General features: G+C 69.5%; 14 protein-coding genes. 10 read left to right on the top strand and 4 right to left on the bottom strand.

The window, feature by feature from the left end:
* Positions 1-186: 186 nt before the first annotated feature.
* On the bottom strand, positions 187-2,538 hold the full coding sequence (locus AC1DXV_RS22180; protein WP_477865128.1) for a DUF3857 domain-containing protein: 2,352 nt from the start codon (positions 2,536-2,538) through the stop codon (positions 187-189).
* Positions 2,539-2,699: 161 nt separating this feature from the next.
* Between AC1DXV_RS22180 and AC1DXV_RS22175 the strand changes: the two genes are divergently transcribed.
* The 3 genes from AC1DXV_RS22175 (at position 2,700) to AC1DXV_RS22165 (ending at position 6,240) form a co-directional block, all read left to right on the top strand.
* Positions 2,700-3,560 carry a GNAT family N-acetyltransferase gene (locus AC1DXV_RS22175; RefSeq protein ID WP_477935563.1) on the top strand — a complete coding sequence of 287 codons (861 nt, stop codon included), beginning with the start codon at positions 2,700-2,702 and terminating at the stop codon, positions 3,558-3,560.
* A 136-nt stretch (positions 3,561-3,696) separates the two neighbouring features.
* Positions 3,697-5,244, top strand: a complete 1,548-nt coding sequence (locus AC1DXV_RS22170) for a methyl-accepting chemotaxis protein (RefSeq protein WP_477935561.1) — start codon at positions 3,697-3,699, stop codon at positions 5,242-5,244.
* Between the two features lie 75 nt (positions 5,245-5,319).
* Positions 5,320-6,240, top strand: coding sequence for a DMT family transporter (locus tag AC1DXV_RS22165; RefSeq protein WP_477935559.1), 921 nt, complete (start codon positions 5,320-5,322; stop codon positions 6,238-6,240).
* 29 nt (positions 6,241-6,269) lie between these two features.
* Here the strand turns inward: AC1DXV_RS22165 and AC1DXV_RS22160 are convergent, their stop codons facing one another.
* Entirely contained in the window at positions 6,270-6,494 is a 225-nt protein-coding gene (locus AC1DXV_RS22160) for a hypothetical protein (RefSeq protein ID WP_047504444.1), read from the bottom strand.
* Between the two features lie 189 nt (positions 6,495-6,683).
* On the opposite strand from AC1DXV_RS22160, the gene AC1DXV_RS22155 reads away from it, so the two are divergent.
* Entirely contained in the window at positions 6,684-7,370 is a 687-nt protein-coding gene (locus tag AC1DXV_RS22155) for a DUF6781 family protein (protein ID WP_477935557.1), read from the top strand.
* Between the two features lie 6 nt (positions 7,371-7,376).
* On the opposite strand, the gene AC1DXV_RS22150 is transcribed toward AC1DXV_RS22155, so the two are convergent.
* Together AC1DXV_RS22150 and kduD are read right to left on the bottom strand one after the other, a co-directional pair.
* Positions 7,377-8,963 (bottom strand): discoidin domain-containing protein, encoded by a 1,587-nt coding sequence (locus AC1DXV_RS22150; protein ID WP_477869243.1) that lies wholly within the window; start codon positions 8,961-8,963, stop codon positions 7,377-7,379.
* 37 nt (positions 8,964-9,000) lie between these two features.
* On the bottom strand, positions 9,001-9,756 hold the full coding sequence (gene kduD, locus AC1DXV_RS22145) for a 2-dehydro-3-deoxy-D-gluconate 5-dehydrogenase KduD (protein ID WP_477869241.1): 756 nt from the start codon (positions 9,754-9,756) through the stop codon (positions 9,001-9,003).
* A gap of 140 nt (positions 9,757-9,896) precedes the next feature.
* Between kduD and AC1DXV_RS22140 the strand changes: the two genes are divergently transcribed.
* From AC1DXV_RS22140 to AC1DXV_RS22115, 6 genes are all read left to right on the top strand, one after another.
* Entirely contained in the window at positions 9,897-10,601 is a 705-nt protein-coding gene (locus tag AC1DXV_RS22140; protein ID WP_477869239.1) for a FadR/GntR family transcriptional regulator, read from the top strand.
* Between the two features lie 4 nt (positions 10,602-10,605).
* Positions 10,606-11,217: a TRAP transporter small permease gene (locus tag AC1DXV_RS22135; protein ID WP_477935555.1), complete on the top strand. Its 612-nt coding sequence runs from the start codon at positions 10,606-10,608 to the stop codon at positions 11,215-11,217.
* The gene (locus tag AC1DXV_RS22130; protein ID WP_477870873.1) at positions 11,214-12,614 is read left to right on the top strand and encodes a TRAP transporter large permease; all 1,401 of its coding nucleotides are present in this window, start codon (positions 11,214-11,216) and stop codon (positions 12,612-12,614) included. Before AC1DXV_RS22135 ends, AC1DXV_RS22130 begins: the two co-directional genes overlap by 4 nt.
* A 49-nt stretch (positions 12,615-12,663) precedes the next feature.
* Positions 12,664-13,650: a tripartite tricarboxylate transporter substrate binding protein gene (locus AC1DXV_RS22125; RefSeq protein WP_477870871.1), complete on the top strand. Its 987-nt coding sequence runs from the start codon at positions 12,664-12,666 to the stop codon at positions 13,648-13,650.
* A 9-nt stretch (positions 13,651-13,659) separates the two neighbouring features.
* Positions 13,660-14,640, top strand: a complete 981-nt coding sequence (locus tag AC1DXV_RS22120) for a sialic acid TRAP transporter substrate-binding protein SiaP (RefSeq protein WP_477870869.1) — start codon at positions 13,660-13,662, stop codon at positions 14,638-14,640.
* Between the two features lie 54 nt (positions 14,641-14,694).
* Positions 14,695-14,876, top strand: a 182-nt coding sequence (locus AC1DXV_RS22115) for an SDR family NAD(P)-dependent oxidoreductase (RefSeq protein ID WP_477935553.1), incomplete at its 3' end; no start/stop codon positions are given.

Raw genomic sequence — 14,876 nt, 5'->3', positions numbered from 1 at the left:
GAGAAGAGGAGTCCTCGACATCGTGCGCACCCTGCGTTGAATGCTGGTGCGCCGCTCCTGCGTGCGCGTTGTGTGGCCAGCGGGTGGACGCTAGCCGGCGAGCTTGCAGTGAATGTGCAGAGAAGACCGAGTGCTTCGGGAGATTTGTCCTTGTTCTGTCAATGATGCTGACGATCGGTCGCGTGCCTACGAGGTTGCGGGCATCGCCGGCAGGCGCAGCCAGCCGGCGATGCGCCCGAGGCGCGCGGCATCGAGGGTGCGCCGTGCCGACCAGGCCTGCCACTCTGCGCGCCATTGATGCTGCAGCGATCCGGCGAGGATGAACAGGCAGGACGCGAGCAGCACGGTCGACAGGCCGAAGTGCCGGTCGAAGGCCCAGATCGCCGCCGCCACGGCCCCGCACAGTAGCCAGGGCCCCCATGACAGCACGGCGCCCACCGCGAGCAGCCGCCAGTTCGGAAGCATCGCCTGCGGCGGGCCGGTCTCCGCGTGCCGGTTGTCGTGCGTCACCTCGGTGCTCAGGCTCCACAGGATCGCGACCAGCAGCGCTGCGAGCAGGCACGCCATGACGCCGATGCGCCCTGCGGTCGTCGGCTTGGCGCCCGGCTTGGGCGGGTCCAGGCGGTAGCCCACCTGGTCGCGTGCCTCTTCGAGGTGGGCGATGTAGGCCGCGAGCCGCACCGGCGGTACGTGGTCGGCGCGGCTGCGGTAGCGGTACTTCATCAGCAGCGTGCGCTGGGTCGCGTCGACACCCGAGTCGGCGCTGAACTCGAAGGCCGGGTCGCTGACATCGCCGTGCTCGGTCTTCAGCGCCCACCGGGCGGGCAGCCGCGCGGTCAGGGACACTGTCACGTCCTTCGGGTGGTCGATGCGAAGCGGTGCGCTGCGCACGGTGTCGTCCGGCCGCGCGAGCAGCGAGCGGATGTCCGGCACGCGCAGGTAGGCCGGCGGCCGCGGGTTGTCGGCCTCTTCGGCCACCAGCGTCGCCATGCGGTAGTGCTCGTGGGTCACCAGCCGGTTGCCGGCCTCGTCGTCCTCGAAGCTGAACGGCTTCGCGACGCTCAGGCCGGGGTAGGAGCGCAGGTAGAAGTTCAGGTAGTTCGACTGCAGGTCGGCCAGGCTGTCGTTGCGCAGCGTGTCGCGCATCTCGTCGGCCTTCTCGCCCAGGTAGGTGCTGGTGATGTCGAGCGTCGGCTGCTTGTCGAAGCCGCGCGAGGCGTCGATCACCATCGCGATGTCGTGCGGGCGGCCGGTGGACGCTGCCGCCGGCATCGGCTCGAGGGCGGTCGAGCGGCCGTCCAGCAGCAGCGCCCGGCCGAAGTCGGCCTGCGCGATGTGATCGAGGCGGCCTTGCTGCAGGTAGCGGGTCGGGTCGACCCACACCGCCCGGTCGCCGAGCTGCGCACGCAGGATGACGTGGTTGAAGGCCCCGGGCGACGGCAGGCGATCGCCGACGTGGCCGCGCAGCCGCGTGTGGACCAGCGCCGGATCGGCCTGCACGCCGAGCGCACGCAGCATCGTCACGGCCAGCAGCACCTTGTCCTTGCAATCGCCGTAGCGGCGGGCGAGCACGGTCTCGGGCGGGCGCGGTGCGTGCGATCCCGGGCCCACCTCGACACCGAGGTAGCGGATCTGCGACTGCACGAAGGCCAGCGTCGAGAGCAGCCGCTGCTCGGGCGACAGGGCCGAGGCGGCGATGCGGTCGATCTCGGCGCGCAGCGGGCCCGTGGCCGGCGCCCGCGCCGCATACAGCGGCTCGGCCCAGCGCGCCACGTCGGCCCAGTCAGCGAACTCGCTCCAGCTGACCGACGCATACGGATCGAACCAGCGCGGCGTGTCGTTCTGCTGCGGTATCGGGTCGATGCCGGTGGCTTGCCAGACCCGCTCGGTCCAAGCGCCCTGGCGTTCCTCGAGGAGCGGCGGAGCTCCCGGCGAGGCGAGCCACTGGATCGTGCGGTCCGAGGGCGCCAGCAGGCGGTGGTGCATCGCATGCACCGGCACCGACCACTGCAGGTCCATGCGGCCGAAGGCGCGGCCACCGAACACCGGGTTGTTGCCGGAGCGGCTGTAGGCGTAGTCGACGACATCGCCGGGGCGGATGTCGTCGAGCACGATGTCGACGGTCTTGCTGCCGTCGTAGATGCGGGATTCGAGGTCCGACTCGCGTTGCAGCACCTTGATCTGCGCCGAGGCGAGGCGGTCCTGGATGCGGCCGTCGCGGTGCACGTTCAGCATGTGCAGCGTGAGCGTTTCATAGGACGGATCGAACTCGATGGACTGGTGCGATTCCGACTCGACGCCGCGCAGGTTCAGCGCCCGGCTGGCGACGCGGCGCCAGGTGCTGCGCTCGTTGCCGTCGAGGCGGGTCTGCTGGTCGACCAGCAGGTAGTGCGTTCCCTGGCTGCCCTTGCCGAGGGGCGGCTTGGCCTGCTCGTCCAGCGGCTGCGGCTTGACCCAGGCTGGTGCCGGTCCGCGGCGGTATTCGGCTGCATGGCTGCCGGCTGCCACCGACAGGATCACGCTGGTGACGAACGCCATGGCCGCCCTGGTCCGCCCTGCGCGGACGGGGTGTCCCTTCTCCCGATGCATCGTGTTGTCCTTGTGGTGAGGCGCCCTCCGTGACGCCGCCGCGGATGCTAGCAAGTTGCCGACCCGCGGCCGCCGGATACTGTCGGTCCGCCCGAAACCGGTGAGCCCTCATGCCCTCCATCGACCGCCTGTCGCTCGGCTGGCGCAGCGAGCTGATCTTTCCCCGCTTCGATGCGCAAGTCATCGAGCGGCCGGATTACCTGCTGATCCGCACGCCGCAGAACCCGACCTTCTGGTGGGGCAACTTCCTGTTGTTCGACCGCGCGCCGCGCGAAGGCGATGCCGCCGTCTGGGCCGCCGCGTTCGAGCGCGAGATCGCGCAGCAGCAGCCGGAATCGAGGCACCTCGCATTCGGTGTCGATGCGCCGGGGCCGATCGAGATGCCGGCGGATTTCGCGGCGCTCGGGCTCACGGCGATGCAAGGCGCGGTGCTGACGCTCGCACCGCCGCAGCTGAAGCCGCCGCGCCAGGCCATCGGCGAAGGGTGGCGGATCCGGCCGCTGCGCCTGCCCGACGAAGGCCCCCTGGCGGCGAAGCTCCAGGTGGCGGCCGACATCGACGGCCACGAGCCCGGCGGCTATCGGGTCTTCCGTGAGCGACAGATGCTGCGCTACGGCGGCTTCGAGCGCGCCGGGCTCGGGCACTGGTTCGGCGTCTTCGCCCCACCGGGCGCCGACGGCAACGACACCGGCGAAGAGCTGCTGGTGGCCGACTGCGGCTTGTTCCGCGACGGCTTCGGGCCGGGCGCCATCGGCCGCTTCCAGTTCGTCTCCACGCACCCGGCCTGGCGGCGCCGCGGCCTGTGTTCGGCGCTGATCCATGCGGTGTGCCGGCATGGCTTCGAGCTCATGGGCCTGTCGTCGCTGGTGATCATTGCGGACCCGGGCTACGTGGCGATCGGCCTGTACGAGGCGCTGGGCTTCCAGCGCGCTGCCAACACCTGGGGCATGCAGCGCCGGCCGCCTGCTTGAGCCCTGCCGCCCACGAAACCTCGGGAAAACCCTTAAGTCGACGGCCGTGGGTCCGATAACGGGGATTGCGTTGCCGTTGTCGGTGAATGGCCGACAGCGGCACCCTCATGTCCAGTGCAGTTCCAAGGACTTTTCCATGACTTCCTTCTTCTCGCGCATGCGCCTGGCCCCGCGGCTGGCGCTGGCTTTCGGCCTGGTGATGCTGGTGACCTCGCTGGCCGCCGGCATCGGCATCTGGCGCCTCGACCGGCTGCAGGACATCGCCAACGACCTGGGCGGCGCGTCGTCGCAGCGCGCGCTGCTCGCCCGCGAGCTGCATTCGATCGTCGTGCTCAGCTCGGCCCGTGCCGAGACGCTGCTGCAGATCGACGATGCCGAGTTCGCCGCGCGCATCAATGCCGACCGCAAGCTGACCTCGGCGCGCTCCGAGGTGGTGCGCAAGACGCTGGAAGACCTGGCCGACAACGAGCGCACCAAGGAGCTGTTCAGCGTCATCGACGAGGCCGGCGGCAAGTTCCGCGGCGTGCGCGACGGGCTGGTCAAGCGCAAGGCGGCCGGCGAGAAGGTTGCCGGCGACGACATCGCCGGCAAGCTGCGCCCGGCGGCCGATGCCTATGCGAAGGCGGTGGACGACCTCGCGGCCTACCAGGCGCAGCGCGTCGAGGAGGCCCGTGCCGCGGCGGCGCGCAGCGAGCGCGAGGGCATCACGATGCTTGCGATCGGCATCGCGCTCGGGCTGCTGGTGAGCCTCGGCTGCGCATGGGCCTTGTCGCGCTCGATCGTGCGGCCGCTGGCGGGCGCCTCGCGGATGGCCGAGCGCGTGGCCGCCGGCGACCTGAGCATGGTGCCGGTCGCGACCGGTTCCCGCGACGAGGTGCAGGCGCTGGTGTCCGACCTGGGTGCGATGCAGGGCAAGCTGGCCGAACTGGTGGCGAGCGTGCAGCACGTGAGCGAATCCATCACGACCGCCAGCACCGAGATCGCGGCCGGCAACCTCGACCTGTCGTCGCGCACCGAGCAGACGGCGTCGAACCTGCAGCAGACGGCGTCGAGCGTCGAGCAGCTGACCGCCACCGTGCGCCAGAGCGCCGATGCGGCGAAGCAGGCGAACCAGCTGGCGCTGTCGGCCTCGGGCGTGGCCACGCGCGGCGGCGAGGTGGTGGCCGACGTGGTGCAGACGATGCAGGCCATCGCCGGCTCGTCGAAGAAGATCGCCGACATCATCGGCGTGATCGACGGCATCGCCTTCCAGACCAACATCCTCGCGTTGAACGCCGCGGTCGAAGCGGCACGTGCGGGCGAGCAGGGCCGCGGCTTCGCGGTGGTGGCCGGCGAGGTGCGCAGCCTGGCGCAGCGCAGCGCGCAGGCTGCGCGCGAGATCAAGAGCCTGATCGGCGACAGCGTCGGCAAGGTGGAATCGGGCACGCGGCTGGTGGAAGAGGCCGGCACGACGATGCGCGAGATCGTCAGCTCGGTGCGCCGCGTGACGGACATCATCGGCGAGATCAGCACCGCCGCCGGCGAGCAGAGCGACGGCATCGGCCAGGTGAACCAGGCGATCGCCCAGCTCGATCACATGACGCAGCAGAACGCGGCGCTGGTCGAGGAATCGACCGCCGCGACGCAGAGCCTGAAGGACCAGGCGACGATGCTGTCGCGCGCGGTGGGCAGCTTCAAGTTGTAGCCCGGATGCCAATCCGGGTTGGTCGCGTGGCGCCGAAGTCCCGGGTTGGCACCCGGGCTACGTAGAATCCCCGCGATGAGCAGTCCCTCGGCGGTCCCGGCGACAGACACGACCACTCCCCAACGCCACTGGCCCGGCCTGCTGCTGGCGACCCTGGGCGCCATCGCCTTCTCCGGCAAGGCCATCATCGTCAAGCTGGCCTACCGGCACGATGTCGATGCGGTCACGCTGATCATGTACCGCATGCTGTTCGCGCTGCCGCTGTTCCTGCTGCTGTCATGGTGGGCGGGGCGCGGCAAGCCGGCGCTGACGCGGCGCGACTGGATCGTCGTGCTCGGCCTGGGCTTCAGCGGCTACTACCTCGCGAGCTTCCTCGACTTCGCCGGGCTGCAGTACATCAGCGCGAGCCTCGAGCGGCTGATCCTCTACCTGAACCCGACGCTGGTGCTGTTCCTCGGCGTCGTGCTGTTCCACAAGACCGTGAACCGCCGCCAGCTGATGGCGCTGGGCGTCAGCTATGCCGGCGTGCTGCTGGTGTTCGGGCACGAGATCCAGCTGGTGGGCACGCACGTGGCGCTGGGCGCGGTGCTGGTGTTCGGCAGCGCGGTGAGCTATGCGCTGTACCTGGCGTTCAGCGGCGAGGAGGTCAAGCGGCTGGGTGCGCTGCGGYTCACGGGCCTCGCGACCACGGTGGCCTGCGTGCTGTGCATCGGGCAGTTCGTCGTGCTGCGGCCGATGTCGGCAGCGCTGGTGGCGCCCGAGGTGATCTGGCTGTCGGTGTTGAACGCGACGCTGTGCACCTTTGCGCCGGTGCTGATGGTGATGATGGCCATCGAGCGCGTCGGCGCGACGGTGGCGGCCCAGACCGGGATGGTCGGGCCGCTGTCCACGATCCTGATGGGCGTGGTGATCCTCGGCGAGCCGTTCACCGGATGGGTCGCCGCCGGCACCGTGCTGGTGCTGGCGGGAATCTGGTTGCTCGCGAAGGCCCGCTGACTGGCTGACAGCGAGCGGGCCGATCCAGGCTAGGCTTCGTCCGCTTCCTTGCAGGACGGCGCGCAGACGAACTGGGTCTTGCCCAGCAGCTTGCGCGACTTCAGCGAAGTGCGCGCGCGGTGCTTGCCGCACAGGAAGCACGACATCGTCGCGGCGCTGAACACGCCGGCAGACGCAAACGGAGAGCCGGGGGCCTTGGTGCGATAACGCAGGCCTTCGGCATCGATCGAGTTCTTGACTTGGTCTTTGGCCATGGATCAGGGGGTTGCGGGCGCGGGTCGCGCACCCGGAGGGAAAGGGCGCGGATCGCAGGCCCCATAGAGGGCCCGCGGCCGCGCGGGTCCGACATTATCAGGGCTGGCGAGGTTTCCTTCTCGAAAACAGTTGGATACCCTTGCGGGGCGCCGGATTCCGCCGGCCGACCCAACCACCAGGAGAAGCGAATGAGCAAGTCAGGGATCGACCAGGACGCACTGATCGCGATGTTCTCGCAGGCCAGCGCCCGCCAGGGCGAGGCGCTGCGCAAGGCGGTCGGCGAGGCGACGCTGAAGGCGCTGCAAGGGCGCGAGCTGACGCTGCAGAACATCCGCGGCGTCGTGAAGACGGTCACCAAGGCCGCCTCGACCGGGCTCGCCGGGAACCCCTCGCCGGCGATCGACCCGGAGGCGCTGCTCGGCAAGGCCTTCTCCGGCATGGATGGCGCGCTGCTGCAGGCCGTCGAGGCGCACCGCAAGGCGCTGCAGCAGTTCGTCGACCAGGGCGTCGGCCTGCAGGAAAAGCAGCTGAAGGGCGCGCTGGCCGACCTGGAGAAGATGGAGGACACCTTCTTCGCGACCGTCAGCAAGGCGGCCGGCTCGGCCACCGAGCCGCTGCAGGGCGCCTGGAGCCAGGTGCTCGAGACGATGAAGCTGAAGGGCACCGACACCGGCGCCCAGGCATCGAACGCCGTCGAGCAGCTGGTGTCGCAGGCGCAGACCGCCATCCGCGACAGCCGCGCGCTCGGCCTGAAGACGGCGCAGGCGCTACTCGACAGCTACTCGGCGCTGGTCAGCGGCGTGCTGATCGGCATGGCCGAGGGGCTGCAGGGCGGCGAGGCCGAGGCGCCGGCCGCCAAGACGCGGCGCCGCTGACGCGCTTCAATGCACGGAGAGCTCGGTGATGCTGTTCCACTGGCTCGCCGTGCTGCCATGCCCCGTGATGCGCACGTAGCGTGCCGTCACGTCGGTGATGTCGTAGAACTCCTTCGCGGCCGTCTGGCCGCTCGAGATGCCGCGCCAGCGTGTCGTCCATCCGTTGCCGTCGGGTGAGGTCGCGATGTCGAAGCGTGCGGTGCGCTGGTCGCCCAGGTAGAAAGCCACGCCGACCTTCTGGATCGCGCGGCTCGAACCCAGGTCGAGCGTGATCGCCTGGCCGTCCCCTTCGGCGCTCCAGCGGGTCGCCAGGTTGTTGTCGATCGCATTCGCCGCGGGGTTGCCCGCCTGCGCGCTGGTCGCGCTGACCGAGGCCACCGGCAGCGTGGCCAACCCCGGGTTGACACGCCGCCAGCGCTGCATCGCTTCCAGCAGGTAGTAGTCGCCCCAGGCCGTGCCCTGGTTGTAGAGCGTGTTGCCGGCGTGGTGGTTGTAGGCGCTCTGCAGCAGCAGCGCCTGGCTGTTCGACGGGGTGCCCAGCGTCGCGAACCACGGTGCCGACAGCAACGCACCCAGCGCCGTGCGCGCCGCGTTGCGGTAGGTGGTGGCGCGCGTGGCGTCGGTCTCCAGCAACGACAGCTCGATCAGCCCGGCCGCTGCGATCGCCGCGGCCGAGGTGTCGCGCGGCGCGCCCGGGATCGCCGGGTCGTTGAAATCCCAGTACGGAATCGAATCCGCCGGCAGGTGCGCCAGGTACCAGTCGGCCAGCTTGCGCGCGGTGTCGCGGAAGGTGGTCTCGCCGGTGAAGCGGTAGGTCATCGTGAAGCCATGGATGCCCCAGGCCTGGCCGCGCGCCCAGGTCGAGCTGTCGCTGTAGCCCTGCACCGTCGTGCGCGATTTCACCGCACCGGTCACCGGGTCGTAGGTGACCAGGTGGTAGCTGCTGCCGTCGGCGCGCACGTGGTTGTCGCGCGTCTTCAGCGCATGGCTGCGGGCCTGGTTGTAGAGCGCCGTCGAACCGCCGTGCTGGCTGGCCCAGAACAGCAGCTCCAGGTTCATCATGTTGTCCATGATCACCTGGAAGTTCGCGTTGTCGCCGTTCGAGCCCCACGAGCGCACCGCGCCCACGGTGCCGTTGTAGCGCTGGCTCAGCGAATTGGCGGCGGTCAGCGCCACCTGCCGGTAGCTGTCGACGCCGGTCAGGCGGTGCGCATTGCCGAACGGCGTGAACACCATGAAGCCGACGTCGTGCGTGCCGGTGTTGGTGTCCTGGCCCTCCATGCCGTTCTGCCAGGTCTGCGCCTGCGTGCTCCAGCCGTCGGCCGCGAACTGGCCGTGCAGCAGCCACAGGTTGGCGGGGAAGAAGCCGCTGGTCCATTCGCCGGAGCCGGCATAGGTCCAGGCCTGCGCCGCGTCGCTGGTGGTGACCTTCGGGTACGAGGTCTTGTTGCTGCGCTGCGCGATCGCGCCCTCCTGCTGCACCGCGACGGCCCATCCGTTGCGCAGCTTCAGGTCCAGCGCGTCCTCGGCGCGCGCAGCGCCCTGCCAGGCCAGCGCGCATGCGGCGGCCGCGAGTAGCGATCTCGGTGTCATGTCGTCTCCGTCGTCGTGGTTGTCGTCGTCTGCTTCTTCAACGGGCCAGCCACCCGCCATCGATGGCCAGCGTGTGGCCGTGCATGTAGTCCGACGCCGCGGCGGCGAGGAACACCGTCGCCCCCGCGAGGTCGTCCGGCCGCCCCCAGCGACCGGCCGGAATGCGCGCCAGGATCTCGCCGTTGCGCTTCTCGTCCTGGCGCAGCACCAGCGTGTTGTCGGTCGCGATGTAGCCGGGCGCGATCGCGTTCACGTTGATGCCCAGCGGCGCCCATTCGTTGGCCAGCAGCCGCGTGATGCCCATCAGCCCGCTCTTGGCCGCGGTGTACGACGCGACCCGCACGCCGCCCTGGAACGACAGCATCGACGCGACGTTGATCACCTTGCCGCCGCGCCCCTGGTGCACGAACCGCCGCGCCGCGGCCTGCGCGAGGAAGAACGCGGCCTTCAGGTTCAGGTCGGTCACCGCATCCCAGTCGGCCTCGCTGAAGTCGATCGCCGCGCCGCGCCGGATGATGCCGGCGTTGTTCACCACGATGTCCAGCCCGCCCAGCTCGCGCACCACCTCGTCGACCAGCGCTGGCAGCCCCGCGACCTGCGACACATCGACCCGCAGTGCGCGGTAGCGCCGCCCGCAGGCCTCCACGGCCGCCTGCGTGTCGGCCTGGTCGCCTTGCGCCGCGCCCGCCACGTCGGCCCCGGCCTGTGCCAGCGCGATGGCCATCGCCTGGCCGATGCCGCGGCTCGCGCCGGTCACCAGCGCCACCTTGCCGTCGAGGCGAAAGAGGTCCATCCGCACATTGGACAAGTGGTCAGGCCAATTGGCAATCACAGGGCCGTCAGGGAGTTCCCTGACAGGGCCAACCCTCTTGGACCGGCGCGAGGGCTCACTGAAGATCAACTGGCCTGACCAATCCAGGCGCCCGGTTGTCCATGCCCATCCAGACCATCGAGAGCCGCCGGCTGTACCGGCAGATCGCCGACCAGCTGAGCCGCCTCATCGACAAGGGCGAGTTCCGCGTGGGCGCGCGGCTGCCGTCGGAGCGCGACCTGTCGGAGCAGCTCGGCGTGAGCCGCCCGTCGGTGCGCGAGGCGCTGATCGCGCTGGAGGTCGAGGGCCTGGTCGAGGTGCGCGGCGGGGCCGGCGTGTTCGTCAGCGCGCGCAAGCCGGGCGGCGCGTCGCACCGCGCCGAGGCGACGCCGCCGGGCCCGTTCGACCTGATCCGCGCGCGCTGGATCATCGAGTCCGAGACCGCGGCGCTGGCGGCCACCCATGCGACGCCCGAGCACCTGCAGCGCCTGAAGAGCGCGCTCGTCGACATGCAGCGCCATGCGACGCATGCGCCCGAGGCCGTTGCCGCCGACCAGCGCTTCCACCTGTGCCTGGCCGAGGCCAGCGGCAACAGCGCGCTGCTGATGGTGGTGCAGCAGCTGTGGGAGGCGCGCACCGGCCCGCTGTACACGCAGATGGAGTCGCATTTCTCGGGCGAGGTGGTGTGGAAGCAGGCGGTCGAAGAGCACGGCGAGTTGCTGCAGGCGGTGGCCGGGCGCGACCCGCGCGCGGCGCGCGACGCGATGCGCAAGCACATGAAGAACGCCGAGGTGCGTTTCGCCTCGGGATGGAAACCTGGAGACTGAGCCGATGCAGCCCGCAGTGATCGACGAGCCCGAGGTCCCGCCCGGCCCGCCCGCCACCGACCACCCGCCCAGCGTGGCCGCCGAAGCCGCGCACTTCGAGGTGCACGATGCCGAGGTCGACCTGCGTGCCTACCGCCCTGAAGACTGGCTGGCCTTCGCGCTCTTCGCGCTGCTCGGCGCGACGGTCTTCTACCAGTTCTTCACCCGCTACGCGCTGAACGACTCGGCCTCGTGGACCGAGGAGATCGCGCGCTACTTCCTGGTGGCCGTGGTCTTCATCGGCGCGACGATCGGCGTGCGCAAGAACAACCACATCCAGGTCGACTACCTGTACCGCGTGTTCCCGGCGCGGCCGATGCGGGTGCTGTCCGTCATCGTCGACCTGATCCGCATCGCCTTCCTGGGCACCTGCGCGGTGCTCACCTGGCAGCTGATCGAGCGCATCGGCGCGAGCCGGATGGCGGTGGTCGACCTGCCGATGGGGCTGGTGTACGGCGCGGTGCTGCTCGGCTTCGTGCTGATGACCTGGCGCGCGATCGATGTCGCGCGGGCCAACTGGAAGCGCGGCGCGTCGCTGCTCGAGAAGCCCGAGCTGGCAGACGAGGGGTACCCATGACCGCTGCCTTCAAGCTCGTCTTCCTGCTGTTCATGGGCGCGGGCGTGCCGGTGGCGATCGCGATGGCGGCCGCCGTGCTGCTGTTCGTGCTGGTCAGCGGCAACTCGCCGCCGTTCGTCGTGATCCACCGCATGGTCGGCGGCATCGACAGCTTTCCGCTGCTGGCCGTGCCGTTCTTCATCCTCGCCGGCAACCTGATGAACGTCGGCGGCATCACGACGCGCATCTACAACTTCTCGCTCGCGCTGGTCGGCTGGCTGAAGGGCGGGCTCGCGCACGTGAACATCGTCGGCTCGGTGATCTTCGCCGGCATGAGCGGCACCGCGATCGCCGATGCCGCGGGCCTGGGCACGATCGAGATCAAGGCGATGAAGGAACACGGCTACAGCACCGAGTTCGCGGTCGGCGTCACCGCGGCATCGGCGACGCTCGGGCCCATCATCCCGCCCTCGCTGCCGTTCGTGATCTACGCGATGTTCGCCAACGTCTCGGTCGGCCAGCTGTTCCTGGCCGGCATCGTGCCCGGCGTGGTGATGGCGCTGCTGATGATGCTCACGGTGGCCTGGTTCGCGCACCGCAACGGCTGGGGCCGCGACACACGGCCCGAGCTGGGCCGCATCGTCAAGGCGCTCGGCGAGCTGGCGGTGGTGATCGGCTTTCCGGTCGTGCTGTGGGCGGTGGCCCGCACCGGCGCCAACATGCAACTCGCGACCGCGCTCGCGCTGGCCGCGCTGCTCGTGGCCGACCGCGTGTTCCGCTTCGACGCGGTGCTGCCGATCATGACGCCGGTGCTGCTGATCGGTGGCATGACCAGCGGCCTGTTCACCGCCACCGAAGGCGCGATCGCCGCCTGCGTGTGGGCGCTGTTCCTGGGCCTGGTGTGGTACCGCACGCTGAGCCTGAAGACGCTCGTCAAGGCCTGCATGGACACGGTCGAGACCTCGTCGACGGTGCTGTTCATCGTGGCGGCCGCTTCGATCTTCGGCTGGATGCTGACCGCCACCCGCACCACCGAGCTGATCGCGCAATGGGTGCTGACCTTCGCGAGCGAGCCGTGGCAGTTCCTGCTGCTGGCGAATGCGCTGATGCTGTTCGTCGGCTGCTTCCTGGAGCCCACTGCCGCGATCACGATCCTGGTGCCCATCCTGTTGCCGATCGTGCAGCACCTGGGGATCGACCCGGTCCACTTCGGGCTGGTGATGGTGTTGAACCTGATGATCGGCCTGCTGCACCCGCCGATGGGCCTGGTGCTTTTCGTGCTGGCGCGGGTGGCCAAGCTGTCGGTCGAGCGCACGACCATGGCCATCCTGCCGTGGCTGGTGCCGCTGCTCGGCTCGCTGGCGCTGGTCACCTTCGTGCCGGCGATCTCGCTGTGGCTGCCGCGGCTGCTGTCCTGAGCCTGTTTTTCCGACGACGACAAGACCCCCCTGAACGGAGACAACGACGATGATTCGCTTCGATGCTGCACGGCACGCCCTGCTGTTGGCCGCCGCCTGCCTGCTGCCCCTGGCCGGGATCTCGGCCTTCACCGCCTCCAACGCGCGCGCGGCCGACTACCCGACGCGCCCGATCGAGCTGCTGGTGCCCTACCAGCCGGGCGGTGGGACCGATGCGCTCGCGCGCGCCTTCGCCGAGGCCTCGCGCAAGCACCTGCCGGCCTCGATGTACGTCAGCAACAAGCCGGGCGCGAGCGGTGCGATCGGCTGGAGCTACGTGATCAACAGCAAGCCCGACGGCTACACGATCGCGGTGATGACGGTCGAGATCGCGACGCTGCCGCACCTGGGCCTCGCGAAGTTCACGCACGAGGATTTCATCCCGATCGCGCAGCTGAACGCCGACCCGGCCGCGATCACGGTGCGTGCCGATGCGCCGTGGAACACCTACGAGGAGTTCATCGCCGCCGCGAAGAAGGGCGACCTGAAGGTGGGCAACTCGGGTGTCGGCTCGATCTGGCACCTGGCCGCGGCGGCGCTCGAAGACCGCACCGGCGCGAAGTTCCTGCACGTGCCGTACCAGGGCGCGGGGCCGGCGGTGCTGGCGCTGATGGGCTCGCAGATCGACGCGGTGTCGGTCAGCCCGGCGGAGGTGTCCACCTATGTGCAGGCCGGCAAGCTGAAGACGCTGGCGGTGATGGCCGACCAGCGCGTGAAGGGCTTCGAGAAGGTGCCGACGCTGAAGGAACGCGGCGTCGACCTGAGCATCGGCACCTGGCGCGGGCTGGGCGTGGCCAAGGGCACGCCGCAGGACGTGGTCGACGTGCTGCGCGCCGCGACGCAGAAGACCGCCGCCGAGCCCAGCCTGCACGAGGCGATGGACAAGCTGAACCTCGGCTACGCGTATGCCGATGCGGCAGCCTTCAAGCAGGTGGTCGCACGCGACCATGAGACCTTCAAGGTGCTGATCCCGAAGCTGAACCTCAACAAGCCGTAGGAGACGACGATGTTCCAGATCTCTTCCTTCAAGCAGCTCGCCGCGGTGGCGGTGCTCGCGCTGTGCAGCACCGCCGGGCTCGCGCAGACCAAGCTGAAGCTGGCGCATGTCTACGAGACCAGCGAGCCGTACCACAAGCAGGCGCTGTGGGCCGCCGACGAGATCAAGAAGCGCAGCAACGGCAAGTACCTGATCGACGTGTTCCCGGCGTCGACGCTGGGCAAGGAGACCGAGATCAACCAGGGCCTGACGCTGGGCACGGTGGACATCATCTACACCGGCATGGCGTTCGCCGGGCGGGCGTACCCGCCGCTGTCGATCGCGTCGGCGCCGTTCATCTTTCGCGACTACGCACACTGGCAGAGCTTTCGCAACAGCGCGGTCTTCAAGGAGCTGGCCGCGGGGTATGAGAGCAAGAGCGGCGGCAACCACATCGTCGGCTACACCTACTACGGCCAGCGCCACCTGACGGCCAACAAGCAGGTGCTGAAGCCGGAGGACATGAAGGGCATGAAGCTGCGCGTGCCCGATGCACCGCTGTACATGATGTTCCCGCGCGCGGTCGGCGCGAACCCGACGCCGATCGCCTTTGCCGAGGTGTACCTTGCGCTGCAGAACGGCACGGTCGATGCACAGGAGAACCCGCTGCCGACCATCGAGGCCAAGAAGTTCTACGAAGTGCAGAAGTACACGATGCTGACCGGGCACATCACCGAGTCGCTGCTGACCATCGTGTCGGGATCGGCCTGGGGCAAGCTGCCGGCCGACGACCGCAAGCTGTTCGAGCAGGTGCTGTGGGAGGCCTCCACGCGCGCGAGCAACGACATCCTCGAATCGGAGAATCGCATGGTGGCTGATTTCGAGAAGGCCGGGCGCACGATCGTCAAGGTCGACCGCAAGCCGTTCATGCAGGCGGTGCAGAAGGCGGTGACGGCGCCTGATGCGCCGTGGAGCAAGGAGCTCTACGACCGTGTCGAAGCGCTGAAATAGCGAGTTCGCCGAGAATCCCGACGATTCGCCACTCGGCGTCGAAAGGACTCTCAGATGGATCTCGGGATCGAAGGCAAGTGGGCGCTGGTGTGTGCCGCCAGCAAGGGCCTGGGCAAGGGTTGCGCGCAGGCGCTGGTGCGCGAGGGCGTCAACGTGGTGATCACCGCGCGCGGCGCCGAGGCGCTGGAGGCCACGGCCGCCGAGTTGCGGGCGCTGAAGCGCGGCGAGGTGCGCAG

It is taken from the genome of Rhizobacter sp. P3_C12 (assembly GCF_056402735.1).
Note: the sequence above shows the minus strand (reverse complement) of the source record. Positions and strands in the feature narration are given on the sequence as shown.